Below are 23,104 nucleotides of genomic sequence, written 5' to 3'. Positions count from 1 at the left end.
TCTATGTTTGATATTCTACACACTCACCCAGACTTTCTTATCATCAACAAACACCCCGGTGTCTCTGTACACAAAGACGACGGTGATACGCTGCTTCTGCAAGCTATCGCGAGTCTCTCGGGGGATGACAAACTCTATCTTATCCATCGCCTTGACAAGATGACCTCCGGGTTATTGCTTCTAGGTAGAAACAGTCAGGCCGCGAGTGAGCTATCAGCGCTGTTTGCGAAACGAACGGTGAGTAAGTTTTATCTGGCAATCGGCAGCAAAAAACCAAAAAAGAAGCAGGGATTGATCAGTGGTGATATGGCGCGATCGCGTCGAGCAAGTTGGAAGTTAATCAATACACAGTGTAACCCTGCGCTGACACAGTTTTTCTCTGCCGCGGCGATGCCTGGCGAGCGTCTGTTTTTGTGTAAGCCACATACTGGAAAAACTCATCAGATTCGGGTAGCGCTAAAATCTATTGGCTCGGCCATTGTGGGTGATCCAATCTATAATGCCAGCTCTAAAGCAGATAGAGGCTATTTACACGCGTTTGCGCTCGGCTTTGACTATCAAGGTGAGCGCTACCAGTTTGTCTGTGACCCACGCGAGTACGAGACGCTGGGGAATAAATGGCGTGAGGCACCAGTATCACAAAGTATCGACGCTTGGCTGACGCCTTGGACACTCAACTGGCCAACCATTAAATAACGGCAAATCAAATAACGGATAACGACCTATGCAATTACTGCCCATTGAATCATTGATCACACAGTTGACCCATGCGTTGTCAGAAGCGAGCGATGAAGTTCGACGTCTATTTCACGGTCGCGGACGTCAGTATGAAGGGCTAGAGCAAATCACCTGTGATTGGGTCAATGGTCAGTTGATGGTGAACCTGTTTAAACCTGTCAGCGACGAGAATTTGCAGGCACTTAAAGCGGCGCTTATCGCCATGACCGAGCGCGATGTTTGGCGTGAAAAATGCGGGCGTTCAGTGGTGATTCAACACCGATACAGTGAAGGTGCGCCTACGGAAGTGTTGTTCGGTGAGTTAGACCGTCACCCTGTGGTGGTGGAATCTGGACTGAAGTATCAGCTTGATATTGGTCGAAATCAAAACTTCGGGTTGTTTCTCGATATGCGCTTTGGCCGGGATTGGGTCAAAGCGAACGCGCGCCATAAAAACGTGCTTAACTTGTTTGCTTATACCTGTGGCTTCTCCGTCGCCGCGATAGAAGGCGGCGCCGATCAAGTGGTCAACGTGGATATGGCCAAGGCGTCATTGAGCAAAGGACGAGATAACCACAGACTCAATGGCCACAATCTTAATCAAGTGAAGTTCTTGGCCCATGACATCTTCAAATCGTGGGGAAAAATCAAGAAAAGTGGTCCGTATGATTTAGTGATTATCGATCCACCGTCGTTTCAAAAAGGCAGTTTCGCACTGACGAAAGATTACCAAAAGATCTTGCGTCGCTTGCCCGATTTATTGGCGCAAGACGGTGAGGTGCTGGCGTGTGTGAACTCACCGCAAGTCACAAGCCAATTCCTTATTGATGGTATGCAAAGTGAGGCGCCGCAACTATCGTTTGTTGAGCGCCTAGCGAACCCACCTGAATTTACCGATGTCGACGATGAGGCCGCGCTGAAGGTACTGCGCTTTCGCTAACGCCAAGTCATCGAACAATAAGCGGATGTATAAGCCCTGATTTTCAAGCGAGGGTTAGCAGTGAGTTGATGACTTCAAGATGTCTGCTTTATGGCGCTGATTTCAGTGTATGGAAGCCAGAATAAATCCGTGTGAAGGTGGTAAACCAGCATGCTGCGCCAAACACATAGGCTATCAGGGCGAAGTGTTCAGGTAATAGGCAGAACAGAATAAAGCAGGCGATGGTCTCTGTGCCCTCTGTTAACCCGCTCATGTAGTAGAGCGACTTGTGAGAGTAGATCGGGTTCTCAATACCTCGTTTACTTGCCAAAACGGCGAAGGCGAGAAAGCTAGAGCCAGTGCCGATGAATGAGAAAATCAAAAAGGCTCCCGCAACGGCGTTCTGCTCTGGGTTGGCCAAGACAAAACCAAATGGCACTAAAGAGTAGAACAGAAAATCGAGGCTGATGTCTAAAAATCCACCCGCATCGGTGATCCCTTGTCTGCGTGCCAGCGCGCCATCTAAGCCATCACAGAGTCGATTGAGGACGATGAAAAACAGCGCCACATCGTAGCGAGAAACGATCAGCGCTGGCAAAGCCAAAACGCCAAGCAAAAATCCACATAGTGTGGTTTGGTTGGCCGTCACACCAAGCTTATCCAATCCCTTAGCCGCTAGGGTTAGCGGTGCACGTATCACGCGAATACTCACTCTATCGAGCATGATTATTTCCCCCAACGCCAATGCAAAATACGTCCCTCGGGCGGCACATCTTGTTCATCGTGGGTGACCAGTAGGGTAGGGATGTGCGCTTTGCTTAGCTGTGAAAACACCCAGTCACGAAACTGGACTCTGAGCTGTTGATCGAGTTTGCTAAACGGCTCATCAAGTAGCGCCAATTTAGGCTTAGCCAGCAACATGCGGATCAGGCTGACACGAGCACGCTGACCACCAGAAATATGCTCAGGATATTGGTTCGCTAACGCGTCCAAGCCGACACTCTGAAGGGCTTGCAGTGCGTCTTTTTTTCGTTGCTGGCCTTTAATTTGATTGGGCAGAGCAAAGGCGAGGTTTTGCCAAACATTAAGGTGAGGAAACAAGAGGTCATCTTGAAATATAATCCCTACTTCTCGCTGGTGGGCCTCGACCTGATTGAGCTCACGATCATCAAGAATGATCTCTCCTTGCGCCTGAAAGTCATCACTGAGGTGACCCGCAATCAAATTCAGTAGCGTCGACTTTCCACAGCCGCTAGGGCCCATGACACAGACGACTTCACCATTTTCTATCGTTAAATCAAGGTCATGCAGTAGTGCCTCTCCTTGTCGATTATGGATGGCGAGGTTTTTGAGATAGAGCGTCATGAGTGGAATCTTCCTTTACAGCATTGGATGTGAGAGTGGCGCTTACGGCGCTTTCTGATACTCGGCGTGTTGTTCTCCGGGTGACAGCGCGGCTCAACAGCAAGGCACCACTAAAAAAGACAAAGGGTAGTAAGGCTTGCCAGATTGCGTAAATGGCGGTGACACGGCGATCAAAGCCACTGGAAAGCGCCACAGCTTCGGTGGTGATCGTCGCGATTCTACCTGCGCCGAGCATCAAGGTCGGTAAATACTGGGCGAGGCTGACACTGGCCCCCACCGCCCAAGCGTAACAGATTGCAGGAAACAGCAGTCGCGCCTTGATGGTGAAAAAGACGCTCAGTGGCGATTTGCCGAGTGACAACGCTGCCTTGGTATAGTTGAGATTGTAACTTCGCCAAGGCCCATCGAGGGCGAGGTAGACAAAAGGAAACGCAAAGAACACGTGTGCCCAGACTGTCCATACCCAGTAGAGGTCACTGTTGATCGATAGGGTGACCACTTGTAAGCCGAACAAGATAGAGAGCTGTGGGACCAACATCGGCAAGGCGATGACAAATCCAGGCACATGCAAACGCGATCGCAGCCGGTACTCATGGCACACCAAGGCGGCTATTAGGGCAATGGTGGTTGCGGTAAGCGCTAGGAGTAAGCTATCGCTTATGGTTGGCAACACGTTCTGCCACTCATTGTGCCAAAATCGGCCACTCCAAGACGTGGGCAATAGGTCCGGAAAACGCCAACGCTGTGCGACGCTCCACACCAGCATGATGGGCAGCATTGACGCGGCAAGCAGTGCACTTAGTGTGAACACAGATTTGCCAGGTAAAGCCAATCCGGCGCGGCCAGAATATTGCCAGCCAGACCAGAATTGCGTGATCGCTTTTTCAATCACGACCACGGCAAGCAGCAAACTTGATGCGATGGCAAACAGGGTGACGGCGCCCGCAGCGGCGCGAGGTAAGACGTTGAGATCAGGATCGTTAAACCACTGCCAAATCATCACCGCAAAGGTGGGTGGGTTGGTGGGCCCCAAAATCAGGCTTAAATCGACTACGGATACGCCGTAGGCGATCACGGCAAACAGAGGGAAGCGCATTTTTCTCAGCCATTGTGGTAGCACCACTTTCCACCACATTTGTGCGCACGAATATCCGAGCGAATGAGACACCTGGGCGAGCTTAGGAAGGTTAAGCTGGCCAAGTACCGGGATACTCATTAAGAGGAAGAAGGGCACCTCTTTGAGTGCGAGAGCTATCGTTAGGCCTGTGGCGTAAGGGTCATGGATCAACCAGGCTGCATTGTGCGTATCACTGCTCATCATCAACCATTGATTCGCCCATCGTGCCAGCAAGCCGGTCGGTGAGAAGAGAAAGGCAAAGCCAATGGCAAACGCGACGTGGGGCATCGCCAATAAGGGGGAGAGCAGCAACTCTACCTTACGCCAATGTTTGTTCATCCACAAACTTTGTAAGATGGCAAAGGTGATGGCGCAGGCAAGATAGGTACTCACCAGTGCGCTGGTCAGGGTACTGCCGATGGCGCGTCCCACTCCCGGCCATTGCAACACAGTGTCATACGCAGCTAATGTGATTTGGTCAAAGCCGATGACCGGCATATACCCCAAAGAAGAGAGCATCACACCCAATATGCCGGGCATAATGGGCATGATGCAGATTAGTAAAACAATGAAATACGTCGCTCTAAACATCTGGCTCTCGTATTGGTTTGCTGGCTACTGGCCGTAGCGTTTCTGCCACTCGACTTCGAGTGCGGATTGCCAACTTGGGTGCGGCTCCGCCACAGATTTAAACAGCGTTGTATTTTTCGCGCTGCCTTGTAACACCTCATTCTTAAGCACTGACGGATCGCCCCACACATTCAAATCTCCTTTGCGTGATTGCGCTTCTGGGCTGAGTAAGAAGTTAATCGCCACCTTGGCGCCCTCGGGCGCATTGGCGTTCCAAGGAATCGCTAAGAAGTGAATGTTAGACAGGGCGCCGCTCTCCATCGCATAGGCCGCCGTGGTTGGAGCAAGCTTTCCGCTTGCTTGAGCGGAAAAAACCGCATTGGGATTAAAGGTAATCGCCAAGTCTAACTGTCCGTCGTCGAGCAATTGCAAAGTCTCTGCGGTACCTGATGGAAATTGTTTCCCTTGACGCCACGCGACCGTATGAAACTCATCGAGATATTGCCAAAGTGATGCCGTCACTGCATCAAACTGGGCCTCAGACACGGGCTTGGTGAGCGATGGATCATTGTTAGTCAGTTCAATCAACAGCGCTTTTAAAAAACTTGTGCCGTGAAATTCGGGCGGGCGAGGGTAGCTGACACGATTAGGGTAGGCCTTGGCGTAGCTCAGCAGTTCACTAAAAGAGGCGGGCGGATTATTCAGTGTGGTGGTGTCATGGATAAACACCAGCTGTCCTACCCCCCAAGGTGCTTCAAGGCCAAGTGTTGGCTCTGAAAAATCACTGTCAACGGGCAGTGACTTATCGACATACTGCCAATTGGGCAGCGATTCAACAAATGGACCATAAAGCAGAGCGTTGTTTTTCATCGATTTAAAGTTTTCACCGTTGATCCACACCATATCAACGCTGCCCCCGCTGTTTTTGTCTGCCGCTTTTTCAGCAATCAGGCGAGTCGTGGTTTCGGCAATGTCCGTCACTTTGACGTGTTTCAATGTCACGCCGTATTGACGCTCTAGTTCAGAACTTGCCCAGCGCAAGTAGTTATTGATCTCCTGGCTGCCACCCCAAGCATGAAAATAGACAGTTTGCCCTTTGGCTTTTTCAACCACCTGAGTCCAGTTGTCGGCCGCTAGGCTACTGAACGCCACAAGAAGCGAGGTGAAGAGTGTGATAAACCTTGTCATGAGTATCCTTTCTGATGAACGTATTGAATGGTTGCGATAAACAAGTAGACCGGAGCCGCATTGCGATTCATTCATTATGAACGAAAAAAAACAAAAGTTTTACGAGCGAAAGAGAAATGTGGGTTAAATCAAGGCGCTGCGTTGGAAATAAAACTTGCGGACAATAAAAAGCAGCGCTTTGGGCGCTGCTTATCAATACACGTTGATGATCGTGATGCGTTAGAACTTAAAGCGCGTGGTAAACATCAATTGGTCGCCGTAGAAGTCGTTGATACGAGCCTCTGCACCGAGAGAGAACAATTCGGTGGAGTGGAAACGTGCGTAGACAGAGCCTAACCATTGGTCTTTGTCGTCGAGCGATAAGTAACCGCCGCCACCGCCGACTTCAAGTTGTGGCCCAAGCCACTGACGAACGCCTAAGTTAAGCTGCATGCCTGTTTCAGTGCTCTTATTGTTGCGGCCATTGAAATCCACCATACGGAAGAGCATCGAACCGGTCAGATCCGCCCAGTTGTTGATCGGTGCGTGAAAGCCAAGACCGACCGCTGAGTCGTAATCGCCTTCAAACTCTGAATCAATGCGAGCAATAAAGTGTGCGTTAGGGTGGATGGACTTGCTCACGCCACCGCCGAAGGTCACTGGGCTTGCGCCGATACGAGCTTCGAAGTAGTCGTAACTGAAGTTACTCATAACCGCTGGGCTGTTTGGATCCTCAGCAAATGATTGGCCAGATGCAAGCACTAGCGCCGCTGCTAAAATTGTTTTACGCATAATGGACGATAAACCTTTATCTTGTTAATTTCCTTGGTCTTTAGCGAGAGTGTCGCTATGACGATGTGTCAACATAATAATGCATCATAGCGAATGCCACTACACTAAATGTCATTGTTTTGTCGATATATCTAGCATTTAGCAAGTGATATGCCAAGATTTAGCCAGTGAATGGCTAAGGTGGTCGTCTATTCACCCAAGTCCAAACGGTTTTTCGCTATCGCGGCAAAGATCGCTTCTGTATCGAGTGTCGATGCCCAGTGGAGCGGATTGGGCTCGTTGTCGATAACAAATTGGGTGAGTTGCTCTGTGATGACCTTCCGCAACTCCTCTCCGCGCCAGGGCTTCGCGATGTAAAAGTCGAGGCTCGAGTGATTAATCGCTTCCACGGTATCTTCTAGCCCCGCTTGTCCGGTGAGAAGTAATTTTCGCGTCGGCTTCGTCTCTTCTTGCTCATTTAATTCAATCAGGAACTGGATCCCGGTCTGCTCGGGCATAATGTGATCGCAGAGAATCAGGGCCAAACGGGTACCTTCTTTAGCCGACGACTGAATGATCTGTTTGGCTTCTGCGACCGACTCTGCCGCCTCGAGTACAAACGTCTCTTCAAAGCAATCCAAATCTTGCACTACGCTATCGAGGACTTCTCGCTCGTCATCCACGCACAAAATGAGATAGTTGTTCATACATGAGTCCTTGTTATGTGAGACATGGGGTTGACTGGCAGCCAAACCGACATCTTAGTATAGGGGGCCAACTCTGGGTGATGGTGGCACTCCTCTTCGGTAAGTGAGGCCACGTCTATCCTGCCACCGTGTTGCAGGACAATTTGCTGACAGACCGATAAGCCAATACCTAGGCCAAAATTGCCTTCTTTTTTGGTGGTGAAATTGAGAGTAAAAATTTTATCCAGTTGCGCTTTGGGAATACCACAGCCGTTGTCTTTAAACGCCACTTCTAGCCAGTTGTCGTCATGAAGGGTGGTGGAGATCTCCAACACACCTTTGGCAGGAAAGACATCAATCGCGTTGGAGATAAGATTGGTCCACACTTGTTGCAGCGCGATAGGCTGACAGGAAATGAGAGGGATGTCGCCATAGTGCTTTTCAACATGATGGAATTTTAATTTGTTTTCAAAGATCACTAAGGTGTCTTCCAACCCTTCGTGTATGTCACTCAAATGAAAAGATTCATCATCGGGTCTCGCGTAACCTTTCAGGCTCTTGACCATATCTGCAATGCGCTGCGCGCAGACGTGGATTGAGCGCAGGGTAGCCCCCGTCAATTGATAGGCTTCGAGATCGGTGAGTTGGCTTAGCGTCTGCTGCGGGTGACGTTTTGCGCGCGTTAACCACTCTTCATCCTCATTAAGCCCTAGCTTGACCAGCTTTTTTGCCACGCGGCGATCAGAGACGCGCTTTTCAGCGGCGGCGGCGAGCTCGCGCTCTTGTGAGGTTGAGCGGGGCCGTGCGGTCAAGCCATGAGTGAGAATCTCGCTCCCCAATGCTTGTATCGGCTCGTCCCCTTGATGGGCGATCAACTGATGGATTTTGTCAGTGATGGTATCTGTGCCGCGCAGTATTGCGGCTATCGGGTTATTGAGCTCATGGGCAACGCCTGCGACTAGCTGCCCCAACATGGCCATTTTTTCTCTTTCGATCAGTTGTTGGTGGGCCAGTTCCAGCGACTCCAGGGTTTTTTGCAACTCAAGTTTGGTGGTAATGCTGCGTTGCAAACGGCGATTGAAATGGCGCAGTAGTAAATTGGTAAATAGTGGCAGCAGCGCAGTATTGGAGTGCATGACTTTGGCGAAGACGTCACGATCGAGTTTGATGACTTCTGTTTTCGTCAAAGTTATGGCGGTCGAGAATGACGTTTCGCCGGTGACAAAGGACATCCCGCCCACGATGCTGCCTTGACTGTGACGGACGACTTCACGCTGAATACCGAGCTCATCTTTTTTGTACAGTGCCACTTGGCCTTCGGTGATGAACCACAGAAAGCGGTTTTCCTCGCCTTCTTTGGTTAACAGATGGTCGGCGGAGTAGGTACGACATGCGTTGGTATCATCTTGGTCAGAAAAAAACTCGCGCAGAGCACCGGTCACTTGTTCTGCTAATTGTTGGTCGGTCAGGGTGTGGTGATCGCTGATAAAGCCCTCGCGATAGCTTCGCATCTTCTGATCGATGTGGGCGCGAAGTAGGCGGTGTTGGTCGAGAACTTGGCTATAGCTGAGCAGGTTATCGCGATCGTTTTCGAGCACGAATGTGGTCAGTTCTTTCAATGCGGTACGTTCAACCACGTTGTCTTGCAAAGGCTTGGTTAAGCAGTGGTCAAGGCGGCCATCATTGACCGCGGATAAAATGGCTTGAATATCCTGCCCACAACTGACGAGCACTTTTCTTGCTAAACGTGTTTGAGGTGACTTATCAAGGTGAATCAAGAAGCTGGCGCCATCAAACTGCTCATGGTGACTGGCGATCACTAAGGCCATCTCCTGTTGCCTTTCGATACAGAACTCGAGAATCGAGTGGGCGTCCTCGATGGTATCGGCAGTGTAAATGTCGAATTTAGGCGCAAAGGTCGCAAGTTCACGTCGCAGGATTTCAACGCTCACAGGGTTGTTGTCGAGGCACAATAATGCGTAATGATTCACGGCGTTTTCATTTTTTGGAAACCAACACATGATCCACTGTAACAAGCCTTACCAAACCATGTTGAGAGCTGAGTAATAGAATCTTTGCCAAAATCGAGAGAAAGACAATACTCTGATTTATCTCAATGTTTTTTGGTGTAGACTTGGGACAAATCTCCATACCGGACACGTACATGCATCAGCTTAAAAAGATTGGCGCCATCGGTGGTGCCATTTCTCTCGCCCTTTGTTGGCCATTGGCCGTGGGGCAAATTGGTCAAAATGTTATTCAAGATGGCATTCGTCACCTAAACAGCGCGGCCATGAGTGCCGACGTCGTCAGTTACGATAGAGGCTACCTTTCCTCTAAGGTGACCACCCGCTATGTGATTCACGATCAAGAGCTCGCCGCCCAAATGGCTCAAGATGGCTTACCCAGTGAGTTTATCGTTCACAGTGATTTGACTCATGGCTTGGTGAGCCTTGACGCCGATTCGGTCATCGAAGGGCTAGAAGCCATTCCATTGACGCTGCACACCTCAACCCAACTCAACGGCAATACTCGTTATACCGTATCTATGGACAGTTGGAATTATGTCGCGCAAGGCGCTGATAACGCGGTGCTGTCGATGTCACCATCGACGCTGAGCGGTCAGGTCACTGTGCTAGGTGAAGTGAGCTACGAGCTGGATATGCCCGCTGCGGATATCGACTTTAACCACGGCGAGTCGCTGCATATTGTGGGTTTAAAAGGCAGTGGAAGTGGTAAGAAACAGGGCAGCTTTTGGTTAGGTGAGCAGACCCTATCTGTCGATGAAGTGACGTTGACGGATCCGGCTCAAGCGGTGTGGCTTGGCCTCAAGCAAGGTCAATACCGCGTCACCAGCTCTATGGACGAAGTGAATCAAACCGTCAGCAGTCAGCATGTTGTTCGTCTTAACGATGTTATCGGTCAAGAGGGCGAAGTGAAAAGTGTTGGTTTTGATCTGACTTTTGGTGGTTTAGATATGGAATCGTTCAACCATTTAGTGAATATCTATCAAAACAACCCTGTTCTCAGTGAAAATGAGATTGAGCAAGCAATTTTACAAGTTGAGACCCTGTTTACCAAAGGGTTTTATCTCACTATGAACAAATTGGATGTCGATTTGGGTGACGGCGCAGTGTTCGATTCTACTTGGACTGTGGCAGTACCAGAAGGTACATCTGGCATCTCACAAAACCCTATGATGGTAATCCCAGCGTTGACGGGCGAGATTAATACCTTTTTCTCCAACCAACTTGTTGAACAGTATCCGTTTATTAAGCAGGGTGTTGATGAAGCGATTGTGATGGAGTTTATCTCACAAACCCAGCAAGGCTACCAAATCCAAGCCACCCTTGAGCAGGGGAATTTGGTGTTTAACAATGGTCAGAAAATACCCTTGATGACCTTGTTTCTCTCTGCAATGATGCAGCCATAGTTAGGAAAACAAACCACTAAGCAAGAAAAGAGGTCGTAACACCTCTTTTCTTGCTTTTTATCTCGCAGAAAACGTGTTATTAATCCTAGCAATCTCTCAGAATGATCAAGGAATGTGAAATGGACAACGTATATAACTTCAGTGCAGGTCCAGCGGCGCTACCTAAAGCCGTGATGGAAAAAGCGCAAGCAGAATTTGTTAACTGGAACGCGCTTGGCACTTCGGTTATGGAGATCAGCCATCGCAGTAAAGAGTTTATTCAAGTCGCTGAGGAAGCTGAGCAGGATTTACGTGATCTGCTGAATATCCCAGACAACTACAAAGTCCTTTTCTGCCAGGGTGGCGCGCGCGCTCAGTTCGCCGCCGTGCCGCTTAACTTGCTCGGTAGTGCGCGCAAAGCCACTTACATTGATGCCGGTTACTGGGCACAAAGTGCGATAGAAGAAGCGCAGAAGTACTGTGATGTTGACGCATTCTCTGCAAAAACAGAGAAAGACGGCAAACTTGCTGTCGTCGCCGCGAGCGAGTGGCGTATCGATGCAGACAGTGCTTATGTCCACTTTTGTCCTAACGAAACCATCGATGGTATTGAGATCAGCGAACTGCCCGTGACTGACAAGCCGATTGTGGCAGATATGTCTTCCAACATCTTGTCACGTGAGATTGATGTGTCGAAATATGGGGTGATTTACGCAGGCGCGCAGAAGAACATTGGCCCAGCCGGTATCTGTATCGCGATTGTACGTGATGACTTACTGGAGCTTGCCAGTGACGTGTTGCCAAGCTTTTTAAACTACAAAATTTTGGCGGAAAAAGAGTCGATGTTTAATACACCGCCGACGTTTGCTTGGTACCTCTCTGGGTTGGTGTTTAAGTGGTTGAAAGAGCAAGGTGGCGTGGCAGCTATGGAGAAAATCAACCAACAAAAAGCCGCGACACTTTACAACTACATTGACCAGTCAGACTTTTACATCAACAACGTGCATTCCGACAACCGTTCGCGCATGAACGTGCCTTTCCAACTCAAAAAACCGGAGTTGGACAGTCTGTTCCTAGAGCAAGCGAAAGCCCGAGGTTTGGTGGCACTTAAAGGTCACCGCGCGGTCGGTGGGATGCGTGCATCGATCTACAACGCGATGTCGCTCGAGGGTGTACAAGCCTTGGTGGACTTTATGGCTGAGTTTGAAAAAGCCAACGCATAACGGTATTTCCACCGCGTTGCTTAAAATAGAGATTAAAAAAGGGGCGTTTGCCCCTTTTTTGATCATCATTTATTAGCGGTGTTTGGGTTTTCGCTTGCCTTGGCCATTGGATCGGCCTTGCTCTGCAATCACATGATCGCGTGAGGCTTTACCCGCTGGCGCTTTGCCTTTCTTATTTCCGCTGTTTTTACTCGCTTTACCTTTTTCACTGCCATGCATTTTTTCAAAGCCAGGCTGAGTTTTCGTGTGCTTAGTAGCAAAGCGATTGGAGCCGTGACGTCCGGACTTTCTGCGTTGCGCAGGCGTCTGGGCGGAACTGTCTTCAGCAGGAACGAGACAACTCGGCTTATCACCGATCAGGTGCTTTTTACCCATGTTGATCAGCGCTTCACGAATCAGTGGCCAGTTTTGCGGATCGTGATAGCGCAGCAGAGCTTTGTGTAAACGACGCTGGCGCTCTCCTTTCGCAACGGGCACCACTTCACGCTGCTTATATTTAACGCGCTTGAGCGGATTCGTCTCTGAGTAGTACATTGAGGTCGCATTACACATCGGTGATGGGTAGAAGTTCTGCACTTGATCGCACTCAAAGTCATTCTTTTTCAGCCAAAGGGCGAGATTGAGCATGTCTTCATCTTCTGTGCCAGGGTGGGCGGAGATGAAGTAGGGAATCAGATATTGCTTCTTGCCTGCTTCTGCACTGTATTTTTCGAACATCTCTTTGAAACGGTCGTAGGCACCCATGCCCGGCTTCATCATCATATCAAGCGGACCTTTCTCGGTATGCTCTGGTGCAATTTTCAGGTAGCCGCCCACGTGGTGCGTAACCAACTCCTTAACGTACTCTGGGGATTCAATCGCCAAGTCATAACGCACACCAGAGGCGATCATCACCTTGTTGATCCCCTCGACTTTGCGCGCCGCGCGGTAAAGGTCGATGGTGTGCTTATGGTCAGTATTGAGTTTATTACAGATGCCAGGGAAGACGCACGATGGACGACGACAGTTGATTTCCGCTTTCGGATCGCTACAGCCGAGACGATACATGTTAGCCGTAGGGCCGCCCAAATCAGAAATAGTTCCGGTAAAGCCGGGCACTTTGTCTCGAATTTCTTCCAACTCATTCAAAATAGACTCTTGAGAGCGGTTTTGAATGATGCGGCCTTCGTGCTCGGTAATGGAGCAGAATGAACAGCCGCCAAAACAGCCACGCATGATGTTGACTGACGTCTTGATCATGTCATAGGCAGGAATTTTTGCTTTGCCGTACATCGGATGAGGCACGCGTGCATAAGGCAGACCAAACACGTAGTCCATCTCTTCTGTGGTCAGAGGAATTGGCGCTTGGTTGACCCACAGCTCTCGGTCACCGTGCTTTTGAATCAGAGCACGTCCTGAGTACGGGTTTGTCTCTAGGTGCATGATGCGACTGGCGTGCGCGTAAAGTATGCGGTCATTGTTGAGTTTTTCAAAATGAGGCAGGCGCACTGCGGTGGTTTTCGCATCGTGGCGCGAAGGGCGAATCGTGATCGGTTGTGGCTTTGTCTCTTCTTGTTTCGCTTTGGTGTCGCACTGCTCTTCCACCACGTAAGGGTTTGGCGGAATAAACGCCTCTTTTCGGGGCTTCTCAATACGTGATGAGTCGATGATGGTGTAACCTTCTGGCTCGGCCGCCAAGTTCACCGCGGTACCACGAATATTGGTCATATCCGCGATAGCTTCGCCGTCGGCTAAACGGTGCGCGACTTCAACCAGTGCGCGCTCTGCATTACCAAACAGCAAAATATCGGCTTTAGCATCAAATAAAATGGAGCGACGCACTTTATCTGACCAGTAGTCGTAGTGCGCAAGGCGACGTAAGCTGGCTTCAATACCCCCCAGTACGATAGGCACACCTTTGTAGGCTTCACGACAGCGCTGCGAGTAGACCAGTGTGGCACGATCTGGGCGCTTGCCCCCTTCGTTGTTTGGGGTATAAGCGTCATCATGGCGTAATTTGCGATCCGCCGTGTAACGGTTGATCATCGAGTCCATGTTGCCGGCGGTGATGCCGAAAAAAAGGTTAGGTTTGCCAAGCGCCATAAAGGCATCTTTGGTTTGCCATTCTGGCTGAGCGATAATCCCGACACGAAACCCTTGGGCTTCCAAAAGACGCCCGATGATGGCCATACCAAAACTGGGATGATCCACATAGGCATCGCCTGTGACGATGATGATGTCACAGCTATCCCAACCTAAAGCGTCCATTTCCTTGCGACTGGTCGGAAGGAATGGCGCGGTGCCAAAACACTCGGCCCAGTACTTTTTGTGTTGGTGAATCGGGGTAATATCGTTGAACATATTTTGCTCTCTGTGCCAGGGAGCGCGAATTATAGCGGCTTGTCATTCATCTATCTACCTCAACATAGCCCTCATTTTTTTACGTATAAACACGGCAGGTTAACGGATAATTTCGAGCATCCAGTCTAAAATTAACCTCATCAACATAAACCACACAGGTGTTTACGAGCATGGAAGATAATTTTCAAGTGCATGCGCTTGAAACCACAGCAGAGCCTTCTAATCACCCCAAGTACAGCACGTTTGATTGGCGTTTGGACCTTAACAACCAGACTTTTAGTTGCGATCCCGATGCGATGCAGCTGTTGTTTGGCCAGAATGTGGCGAGCGTTTCGGCGAAGCAGTTATTCAAGCTGCTTCCTACGTTACACCGTAAGCGCTGTCAGAGTGTGTTCAAGTCGGTACTGAAAACCGGTGAGATGGACAGGTTCCATTGTTGTTTGCTGATCCCTCATGCCGTGTTTGCTTACGTTGAGTTTGACGTCAACAGAGAAGCGACCAACGTGCTTTCAGGCTGCTTTTCTCCACGTCTGGTGATCGGTTCCCGCTCGGACGCCAGTGACCTGTTTTGCTCTGCATTTGAAAGTGAGACGCGCGGTGTGGTCATCACCGACGCGCAAACTCGCATTTTGGCGTGTAATCGTCGCTTTGAACAAAATACTGGCTATTTACTCAATGAAATTGTGGGCTTGAAAACCAGTATTTTTAATGCCGACAAGCTGAGTGACGAATTTTATGAAGCGATGTGGGCGAGTGTAAATCGTTGTGGGGCATGGAGCGGACCGATCATCACCTTGAAAGCGGATGGCTCCACCGTGCCACAAGAGCTCTCAATTACGGCAATTGAGCGTGCCAGTGGCGAGCGTATCTATATTGGCGTTACGTCAGATCTCTCCAAGCAGCTGGATAAAATTGATGGCTTGGAAACCGATGGTATTGATCTACTGACCTTATTACCCTCTCGAGACAGTTTCATTGCCGAACTGGAGCAACAATGTGAGCAAGCGCCGGATGCGTTGAATGCGGTGATGTTGGTATTGCAGCCAAAGTTTCCTGCCGACAAAGCGCATCAAGTCAAAAAGCAATTTGCCAGTTATTTGATTGAGAGCACCAAAGTGGCAAGCTGCGGCTATTTGGGTAATGGTCGTTTTGCGGTGTGTTTGTCGATAGCGGAATCCATCGCCGAAGAGCGAATTCGAGAAGTACGCAAAGCGGTGAAGAACTTTTTTCACCTTTTCAAGCGTGCCCAAGGAGAAATTGCCTTGGCATTGCGTGACGGATTAACCGGGGTATCGGTGTTGGGTGTCGATGCGAATAACCCTTCGCGTTTGATTTCACATGCGACTCAGGCGTTACTGGAGCTGAACCAGAGTGAAGGCAAACGTATTGCGTTTTTCGACCGAGAGATGCATCAAGCGCAAGAGCGCAAGAAAGCGTTGGAGGAGTTCGCGATCAAGTGCGTGAAAGGTGGTCTGGTGGATGTCCACTTCCAGCCTTTGGTGGATATTAAATCGGGTCAGATTGATAAGTTTGAAGCGCTGTGCCGTTTTCCAATCAATGATCAATTGAACACTAATACGCAAGAGATGGTGAGTGTCATTGAAGACCTTGATTTGATCGTTGAGCTCGATGATATGATTTGCCATCGAGCAATGTCGATGCTGCCCGAATTACAAAAGCGCTTTGGCGCTCAAGTGGGCTTGTCTGTTAACCGCTCCCTCAACTCAAAACACGATATTGGTGAAGTCTTGGGCCGTACGGTGCAGATGGTGGACAGATTGAAAATTGACCCTGATCGATTAACCATCGAGTTTACCGAAAGCGCCTATTTTGAGAGTGACAGCTATCAAGAATCGATGTTGTCGGCGATACGAGAGGCAGGTGTGCTCATCGCCGTAGATGATTTTGGCACAGGCAGTGCGTCATTTGAGTATCTCAATCGCAGCTATTTTGATGTGTTAAAGATTGATCGGGTGTTTGTGAGTGGTATCAGTGAAACCAGCCGTAAGTACCATTTAGTGGCTTCCATCACTAAGCTAGCACAAAAGCTTGGCCTCAGGGTCGTGGCAGAGGGGGTGGAAACGGAACAAGAGTACCAGGTGATTGCCAGTCTCGGCGTCAATTATGTTCAAGGTTACTACTTTTCAAAGCCGATGAGCCTTGATGACCTTAGATTGGTTGAGGACTACTGCCAATTGCCCGATGCGCCACGTTCAAGCAGCGGTGAGCCATCATTAGCGGATTTGGTATCGCCCAACGTCAGCCACCTTAGCCCTACGGTGGCGCTGTCACTGATTTATCAGAAATTTCAGGACAAAACGATACAAGCCTTACCTGTGATCGATGAAGGGGAATGTCTGGGTGTGATAGAGCGTGCTTCGATGAATTTACACCTGACGCCCACCATGGGCACCGATTTAGAAAGCAGCAAAGAGCGCAACATGTGGCTGAAAACCGCGAACCGTATTATGTCGCCGCCTGCGGCGATCATCTATTGGCAAACCCCGCTCGATAGTATGGCGGCACTGTTGGAGCAGTACCCGCACTTTCCCTGGGTGTTGGTCGACAAGGAAGGCGCGTTCAAAGGCATTGTCGAGCAGCGCACTGTATTGAAGCATCTCACCAGTCTGTTATGATTCGCGCCTTGTTCATTCAATTATCTGACAGATTATGATTCCTGATTTGCTTGCCTCTTTCGCACCGATGTTGCTCGGCGCGCAATTGATCTTAACCCTTATTCTCGTTAAAGGGGACATCTGCCCGGGCCAGCGTGGGCGTATTCATAAGGTATTACCCGCGATCGCGATTTTGTGGTTAGCGGTCGCCTCCTTACGTATTGAAGCCATGATGGTGGTGTTCGCTATCGGCTATTTCTATTCTCAGGTTCAAACTAAGAAAACACGAGTGCAAGGACCGTTATGGGTGATGTACTTGGCGAACGGTTTAGCGCTGGCTTACGTTGGAATCATGATAACTGAACAATCGAGCTTTGCCGCTGGATTGAGTGTTTTGGTTCAGATTGTGTTGCTAGGCGGATTGTTTGCCCATTTGCTGTTGACGGTGGCAAAAACGAGATTGCAAGCGTTTCATCGAATTTTACCTGTCGCGGGGGTGGCTTCTGCAATGATAATGAGCATTGCTGTGTTGCTTAAAGCATCGGCATTGGACGAGCAGACGCTCACCATGGCAACGCAGCCGTTGTTGGTCAGCTTTGCGCTGCTCATCAGTGCTGTGGTGGTCTGGAGCTGGCATATGTTGCTCAGTAAAAGCATCACTAAGCCGCAGTTGGCGGTTGCACTGGTGATGTTGCTGAGTGCGGTGACGGTTAACCAGGGCTTATTCGTTCTTTAGTCTCGGTCACTGTTATTTTTCTGCTGAAGGTCTAAGCTTGTGTTATCAACACGACAAAGGAGCGCAGCGATGGATCTTAGTAATGTTGGCCGTTTCGATAGCACGATTTTACTTGGTATCGTGAACGAGAAACTGAGACTGGAGTGTGACAGTCTCGAAGAGTTGGTAAGCACCTATGAAATGGATGCAGAGACAGTGATTGGCAAATTGGATGTGCTTGGCTACCAATATGACCCGCTCACCAACCAGTTCAAGTCGAACCAACGATAGGACTCCACTCAATTCAGCGTCGATGTCGGTTCAATACCTGACAGCGAAGCCAGGTATCGGCGCGACGAACTGTCTCGGTGTAACCTTTAGAGGTTACACCGTTTTTATGCCCTCTAAATGACTTTTCGACTGTTGCCGAGCGGTGTGGAAAAACGCTTGTAAATAGCGTTTGCCCTTATCACTGTCTCTGGTCGCCGCGAACAGTCGACGCCACAGTCCGTCTCCCAAAGGAATACTGGTGATCAAACCCTGACGAGAAAATTCACTGATTGCCCAGTTAGGTAGCGCCGCGATACCGAGCCCCGCGGACACCATCTGTACCAACATCAGCGTATTGTCTGCTTGTTTCCACTTTGCCGGCTCCACCCCCGCCGGAGTCAAAAAGTGTTTCACTACATCTAAGCGTTTTTTCTGCACTGGATAGGAAATCATGGTTTCGCCTTCAAGCTCGCGTGGCTCGATACGGGTTTTTGTTGCAAGCGGGTGCGTGGTTGAGGTGATTAAGCGCATTTCAAAGTCGAAGAGCGGTTCATAGTGAATTTCAGAGCGCGGTTGAATATCTGAAGTAATAACCAGATCCAACTCACCACTGATCAATGCGGGTAGGGGTTCAAACGAGAAACCCGATGAAAAATCGAGTGTGACACTGGGCCACGCAATTTGATACTCACGTAGTGCTGGCATCAACCACTGAAAGCAGGAGTGACAGTCTATCGCCATGTGCAGGCGTCCGTTGACGTCTTCTTTGAGGCTTGCCAGCTCATTTTCTGCGCGCGCTAGCTTGGGCAGAACCTCATCGGCGACACGAAGTAAGATTTGTCCTTCAGAAGTGAATTTCACCGGACGAGTCTTACGCAGAAAGAGCGGACTGCCAATGCGAGACTCCAGATCTTTGATTTGATGAGAAAGGGCCGATTGGGTCAAGTGCAGTGACGTTGCGGTTGCGGTGAGTGATCCGGTATCTCGCAGTGATACTAATGTTTTCAGATGCTTCAGCTCGATCATTAATTTATTTCAACCTTTCCCTATCTCAGATGAGTAAAACTAACTTACTCGTTTTTTATGGGCGTGTAAACATCTAGACGTCCAAGTTGATTTAATATACATTCTATAACAACAACGCCGACCCAAATGGGTCGGCGTTGTTGTCGTAGGGATTGGTTTACAGTGCTTGACCATTCACCGTGACATGAACGTCAATGTTGCCACGAACGGCGTTGGAGTATGGACACACTTGGTGAGCGATTTTCGTCAGCTCTAGTGCTTGTGCATCGTCGAGAGCGAGTGCGACGTTCAAGCTCACGGTGAGTGCAAAGCCACCTTGCTCATTTGGACCGATACCGACTTCAGCGGTCACTGGCGCTTCTTTCAATGTGACCTTGCCTTCACGCGCAACGTGGAGCAGAGCGTTGGAAAAACACGCTGCATAACCTGCGGCAAATAGTTGCTCTGGGTTGCTCGCTGCACCGGTACCACCCATCTCTTTCGGATAAGCAAGGCTAAGCGACAGTAGACCGTCGTCAGTTTGAACCTGACCATTACGGCCTGCCGATGCGGTGGCTTGAGTTTTGTAGAGTGTGCTCATGGGTATCTCCTTGGTTATTTAAGTTGTGCGCAATATAATTGTTTGCAATCATATATCGAACCCAAGTTGTTTTGCAACTATATTGTGCGCAATTTATTTTTAAGGTGAATGCTATGGACACTTGTCATGTGACGCCCCCCTTGAGTGATGAGGATAAAATAAAACTCGAGAATCAAGTCTGTTTTCCACTATACAGTGCGGCTAACGCAGTTGGCCGAGCATACAGACCGCTACTGGATGCATTGGATCTCACCTACGCGCAATACCTAGTGATGATGGTGCTGTGGGAGCAGGATGGCGTCAGTGTCAAAGAGCTGGGTGCTCGGTTATACCTCGATTCAGGGACCTTGACGCCACTGTTAAAACGTTTGGAAACCAAAGGGTTTGTAGAACGAGCGCGCAGTGAGAGTGATGAGCGCGTGCGGGTCCTCAATCTCACCTCGCACGGAAAAGCGTTGAAGCAGCAAGCCCTTACCGTGCCCACTGCGCTGTCATGTAAAATCAATTTACCCCTAGAAGAGATGGTGATGCTCAAGCAGCTATGTGAAAAAGTGCTTGAGCGTCTAGGTGAGTGAGGGAGAACGCCTCACTGCGTATCGTTACAACACTTCTTCTTTGTTAAAGAAACGGTTGAGCACACTCGCCAAGGCCTCTTTGGTTGCTGGCTTGGTGAGGCGACCATCCATCAGCTTGGCCATTTTCGTTACACTGGCGCTCTCTGCCTCTCCGCTGAGCGCAATAATAGGAATGCTTGGGTAAGACTCCTTGATGCGTCTCGAGGCTTCAAAGCCATCCATGATCGGCATCTGGATATCCATAAACACCAACTCAACGGGATTATCGTGAATGATGTCGAGCGCGGTTCGACCATTATTCGCCATAATCACTCGATAGCCCAGTTGTTCGACGTACAGTTTGACTAACGCACGTTGCACTTCTTTATCATCGACCACCAACACCACTGGCGCACCCGGAGCGGTAGGGCTCGAAACCACTTGGCGATCAGGCGGTTTTACTTTATTTGGAGGCTCAGTGGCGGGCGTTGATTTATTCGGCGTGACGACAGGCTTTTGCGTGGTGGGGGGAAAGCTCAACGTGAACTCGGTAAATTTGCCTTGTTCTGAGCGGCAATGAATTGTCCCACCAAACGCTTTCATCACGCGTTGACAATAGCCTAGACCTAGCCCACTACCACCACTCTTACGGTGACTGAAGAAATCATCAAAAATACGCTCAAGAAGATCTGCGGGAATACCTGGGCCTGTGTCGGTAACAACGAGTCGGTTGTCGTTCTCCCCAGGCACGGTTTCAATGGTGATGTGGCTATCTGGGTAAGAGTCAAAATAGTAAATGGCGTTGCGAAGGAGATTGAAAATCACAAAGTTAAACAGTGTCTCGTTTACCTTAGCGACAAAATCTTGATTCAGTTTTAGGTGGACACGGCGGCGAGTGGGTTCATCGTCAAAGCCATAGTTTTCGACAGCGCTGCGCACGCAGGCGCTGATCGATGTCGCCAACGCGGGCTCTTGATCCAGCGAGGCACTGTTCACCTCTCGCAATATGATATCGATCAGCTGACGGCCGCGTAGGACGGCTTGCTTGCCGTTGTCGACGTGTGTCATCAATTCAAAATGGGCGGGCAAATGGCGAATTTTTAAATTGAGATGCTCAAACTCATACTGCACTTGGCTGAGTGGGTTACGCATTTCATGTGCAATGGAATTGGCTAATGCCTGAGACTGTTTGACCTTACGTTCGTAGTTGATGTGCGCTTGAACTTTGGAGAGCACCCGTTGCAGCGCTTCAAGTTCCTCATAGGAGAAGTTTAATCCGCCATCTTTCTCACTTGAGACCAAAACATGCGACAGTTTATTTCGACCTTCGTAAATAGGCAGAACTAGGGCGGATTGTGTCTTTTTCATCGCTGAGCGAACTTGACTCAGTTTGCTACTGCCACTTTTCGCCATCGCTTCTTCCACCTCATCGAGCACAAGTGGTGCGGTGTGGGTTTCAAAGTAATCCCGGTAAAAGCTTGCTCCTTGAAAGTCATCCAACAAGCGCAGTTTATTTTCAGGTACATCGAGGTAGCGTGCGAGTTTGTCCATCGCTTGTGTTGGTGAGTGATGAAATTCGTTCTCCAACTTGATGATTTTTTCCACTGGAGACACGGGATCGCCATACACAATATAGCTAATGGAACGTTGCAAGCTGCGGTAAAGTTTGGGCCAAGATAAGCCAACAATCGCGACTATGGTGACCACCTCAAACGCGTGTGAATCATCAAATATGGGCAGTAAGGTTATGGCAGAAAAATAGACGAACAGCGTCACGGCGAAGCTCAAACCGATATACAGAATATAGCGCGAGCTATAAAAGCGAGAGGTGAGCAGCGCGTAACCCATGAAGAGCATTTCGCTGACAGACAGTGCAGGTGGTAGCCAAGTCAACGAGAAGTCATTGAGGAAATAAGTAAAGCCAAGCTGAATGACCGCCGTTGAGCACATGAAAATGGCCATGCCAAGAATCATGTAGTTGATTCGAGTCCTTTGAATACGGTTTTCACTTGCCGTTAGAGAGAGCAAATTGATAAACGTCAGCACCACCAAGGTGGTCAAACCGAGGAAAAAGGGCTGAGTATACGGACCAAACTCTAATACGAACTGACTGGGGCCTGAAATAGAGGCGCCTTGCACTGTCAAGTCCGGTAAAAGGTTACAAGCCAAACCAAAAGCAAATACGCTCCATGCCACAATGGATTGGAACACGGGTACGCGTTTACTTGCGTAATAGGTGCGCAGCTTAGCGGTAAAATGATACGCAGAAACAAAGGCGACTAGCGCAGAAATATTGGCGACAATCGCCATTAAGACCGCCGCTTTCTCACCGAGCAATGGCAGCAATCCGGTATGAAAGTAGTAGTTACTAAGAATCCAAATAAACAAGCCAAACGTGTAGGTCACATAGTAAAGATAACTGTTAAGACTGCTTGCACCGTACTTTTTATACAGTGAGTAACAGAAGTAACTAGACCAAGTTAGTACCAAAATCGCTGTCATAAAGAGCACTATGGCCTTGGGGTACATAAGCTCTTGAAGGAGAAAATTAAGCATGAGTTCTGGATTTCACCATGGGTTGACGTTGTTGTGATTGTGCGTTGTTTTTATCGTTAGTTTGGCAGTATCGATGACCGCTCTGATTGTGATGATTCGCGTCTGTTCTGGAGAGCTCTGGAGTGCTTAGTTTTTGGTAATCATAGTACCTCAGTTCACCTTGTGGGAGGGCGAGTGAATCAAAATAAGCGCGGGAAGATAGTTGTTGCTCTAGGGTTGGTGATCCATCATACGAAAGGCTGCGTTTTAAAGCGCGTACACGACAATCCAGTGCTTTTTGAAAAAACACATTCGCCTCTTCGGCATAGTTTTCTTCTACCTGATAAAACCAAGCATGTTTTGCTTCCTCTTTAGAGACGGACGCAGAAATTGGTCTCACCGATAGGGGGCTGTTTGCTCGGGAGCGGTTGGTCGCCATGACGTTGTCGTATTTATTTTTATGTGAACACTCTTGTTGTTGCACATAATTCACACTAATGCAACTTGGTTAATATTCTGGTT

At 49.3% G+C, this 23,104-nt stretch carries 20 protein-coding genes; 8 read left to right on the top strand and 12 right to left on the bottom strand.

Going from position 1 to position 23,104, the window contains the following annotated elements; genetic code table 11:
* Window positions 1–3: 3 nt before the first annotated feature.
* Both AC6R0R_RS12210 and AC6R0R_RS12205 read left to right on the top strand, forming a co-directional pair.
* Window positions 4–696, top strand: a complete 693-nt coding sequence (locus AC6R0R_RS12210) for a TIGR01621 family pseudouridine synthase (RefSeq protein WP_500626883.1) — start codon at window positions 4–6, stop codon at window positions 694–696.
* A 28-nt stretch (window positions 697–724) separates the two neighbouring features.
* Complete coding sequence (locus AC6R0R_RS12205) at window positions 725–1,657, top strand: class I SAM-dependent methyltransferase (RefSeq protein WP_500626882.1); 933 nt, start codon at window positions 725–727, stop codon at window positions 1,655–1,657.
* 88 nt (window positions 1,658–1,745) lie between these two features.
* Here the strand turns inward: AC6R0R_RS12205 and AC6R0R_RS12200 are convergent, their stop codons facing one another.
* From AC6R0R_RS12200 to AC6R0R_RS12170, 7 genes are all read right to left on the bottom strand, one after another.
* A complete protein-coding gene (locus AC6R0R_RS12200; protein WP_500626881.1) occupies window positions 1,746–2,360 on the bottom strand; it encodes a CDP-alcohol phosphatidyltransferase family protein in 615 nt (204 codons plus the stop codon).
* A gap of 2 nt (window positions 2,361–2,362) precedes the next feature.
* Window positions 2,363–3,001, bottom strand: coding sequence for an ATP-binding cassette domain-containing protein (locus tag AC6R0R_RS12195; RefSeq protein ID WP_500626880.1), 639 nt, complete (start codon window positions 2,999–3,001; stop codon window positions 2,363–2,365).
* Window positions 2,967–4,709 carry an ABC transporter permease gene (locus AC6R0R_RS12190; RefSeq protein ID WP_500626879.1) on the bottom strand — a complete coding sequence of 581 codons (1,743 nt, stop codon included), beginning with the start codon at window positions 4,707–4,709 and terminating at the stop codon, window positions 2,967–2,969. Before AC6R0R_RS12190 ends, AC6R0R_RS12195 begins: the two co-directional genes overlap by 35 nt.
* Before the next feature lie 24 nt (window positions 4,710–4,733).
* The gene (locus tag AC6R0R_RS12185; protein WP_500626878.1) at window positions 4,734–5,876 is read right to left on the bottom strand and encodes an ABC transporter substrate-binding protein; all 1,143 of its coding nucleotides are present in this window, start codon (window positions 5,874–5,876) and stop codon (window positions 4,734–4,736) included.
* 219 nt (window positions 5,877–6,095) lie between these two features.
* Window positions 6,096–6,647: a hypothetical protein gene (locus tag AC6R0R_RS12180; RefSeq protein WP_500626877.1), complete on the bottom strand. Its 552-nt coding sequence runs from the start codon at window positions 6,645–6,647 to the stop codon at window positions 6,096–6,098.
* A gap of 188 nt (window positions 6,648–6,835) precedes the next feature.
* Window positions 6,836–7,333: a response regulator gene (locus AC6R0R_RS12175; protein ID WP_500626876.1), complete on the bottom strand. Its 498-nt coding sequence runs from the start codon at window positions 7,331–7,333 to the stop codon at window positions 6,836–6,838.
* Window positions 7,330–9,303: an ATP-binding protein gene (locus tag AC6R0R_RS12170; protein WP_500626875.1), complete on the bottom strand. Its 1,974-nt coding sequence runs from the start codon at window positions 9,301–9,303 to the stop codon at window positions 7,330–7,332. Before AC6R0R_RS12170 ends, AC6R0R_RS12175 begins: the two co-directional genes overlap by 4 nt.
* 173 nt (window positions 9,304–9,476) lie before the next feature.
* On the opposite strand from AC6R0R_RS12170, the gene AC6R0R_RS12165 reads away from it, so the two are divergent.
* Window positions 9,477–10,745: a DUF945 family protein gene (locus AC6R0R_RS12165; protein WP_500626874.1), complete on the top strand. Its 1,269-nt coding sequence runs from the start codon at window positions 9,477–9,479 to the stop codon at window positions 10,743–10,745.
* Window positions 10,746–10,864: 119 nt separating this feature from the next.
* The gene (gene serC, locus AC6R0R_RS12160) at window positions 10,865–11,947 is read left to right on the top strand and encodes a 3-phosphoserine/phosphohydroxythreonine transaminase (protein ID WP_500626873.1); all 1,083 of its coding nucleotides are present in this window, start codon (window positions 10,865–10,867) and stop codon (window positions 11,945–11,947) included.
* Between the two features lie 72 nt (window positions 11,948–12,019).
* Here serC and AC6R0R_RS12155 read toward each other — a convergent pair whose 3' ends face one another.
* Window positions 12,020–14,287, bottom strand: a complete 2,268-nt coding sequence (locus AC6R0R_RS12155) for a YgiQ family radical SAM protein (protein ID WP_500626872.1) — start codon at window positions 14,285–14,287, stop codon at window positions 12,020–12,022.
* Window positions 14,288–14,457: 170 nt separating this feature from the next.
* Here AC6R0R_RS12155 and AC6R0R_RS12150 point away from each other — a divergent pair, with 170 nt between their 5' ends.
* From AC6R0R_RS12150 to AC6R0R_RS12140, 3 genes are all read left to right on the top strand, one after another.
* Window positions 14,458–16,923 (top strand): EAL domain-containing protein, encoded by a 2,466-nt coding sequence (locus tag AC6R0R_RS12150; protein ID WP_500626871.1) that lies wholly within the window; start codon window positions 14,458–14,460, stop codon window positions 16,921–16,923.
* A gap of 34 nt (window positions 16,924–16,957) precedes the next feature.
* Window positions 16,958–17,638, top strand: a complete 681-nt coding sequence (locus AC6R0R_RS12145) for an HI_1241 family integral membrane domain (RefSeq protein WP_500626870.1) — start codon at window positions 16,958–16,960, stop codon at window positions 17,636–17,638.
* Window positions 17,639–17,707: 69 nt separating this feature from the next.
* Window positions 17,708–17,908 carry a DUF4250 domain-containing protein gene (locus tag AC6R0R_RS12140; protein ID WP_334550693.1) on the top strand — a complete coding sequence of 67 codons (201 nt, stop codon included), beginning with the start codon at window positions 17,708–17,710 and terminating at the stop codon, window positions 17,906–17,908.
* Between the two features lie 93 nt (window positions 17,909–18,001).
* Here the strand turns inward: AC6R0R_RS12140 and AC6R0R_RS12135 are convergent, their stop codons facing one another.
* Together AC6R0R_RS12135 and ohr are read right to left on the bottom strand one after the other, a co-directional pair.
* The gene (locus AC6R0R_RS12135; protein WP_500626869.1) at window positions 18,002–18,913 is read right to left on the bottom strand and encodes a LysR substrate-binding domain-containing protein; all 912 of its coding nucleotides are present in this window, start codon (window positions 18,911–18,913) and stop codon (window positions 18,002–18,004) included.
* A gap of 157 nt (window positions 18,914–19,070) precedes the next feature.
* A complete protein-coding gene (gene ohr, locus AC6R0R_RS12130) occupies window positions 19,071–19,493 on the bottom strand; it encodes an organic hydroperoxide reductase Ohr (RefSeq protein ID WP_500626868.1) in 423 nt (140 codons plus the stop codon).
* 113 nt (window positions 19,494–19,606) lie between these two features.
* Here ohr and ohrR point away from each other — a divergent pair, with 113 nt between their 5' ends.
* Window positions 19,607–20,068 carry a transcriptional regulator OhrR gene (gene ohrR / locus AC6R0R_RS12125; protein ID WP_500626867.1) on the top strand — a complete coding sequence of 154 codons (462 nt, stop codon included), beginning with the start codon at window positions 19,607–19,609 and terminating at the stop codon, window positions 20,066–20,068.
* A 24-nt stretch (window positions 20,069–20,092) separates the two neighbouring features.
* Here ohrR and AC6R0R_RS12120 read toward each other — a convergent pair whose 3' ends face one another.
* Entirely contained in the window at window positions 20,093–22,549 is a 2,457-nt protein-coding gene (locus tag AC6R0R_RS12120) for a response regulator (RefSeq protein ID WP_500626866.1), read from the bottom strand.
* Between the two features lie 46 nt (window positions 22,550–22,595).
* A complete protein-coding gene (locus AC6R0R_RS12115) occupies window positions 22,596–23,066 on the bottom strand; it encodes a hypothetical protein (protein ID WP_500626865.1) in 471 nt (156 codons plus the stop codon).
* Window positions 23,067–23,104: the final 38 nt, after the last annotated feature.

It is taken from the genome of Vibrio sp. R12-SW3-ISO1, from assembly GCF_059834005.1.
The sequence above is the reverse complement of the archived record's forward strand: the minus strand, read 5'-3'. Positions and strand labels throughout refer to the sequence as shown.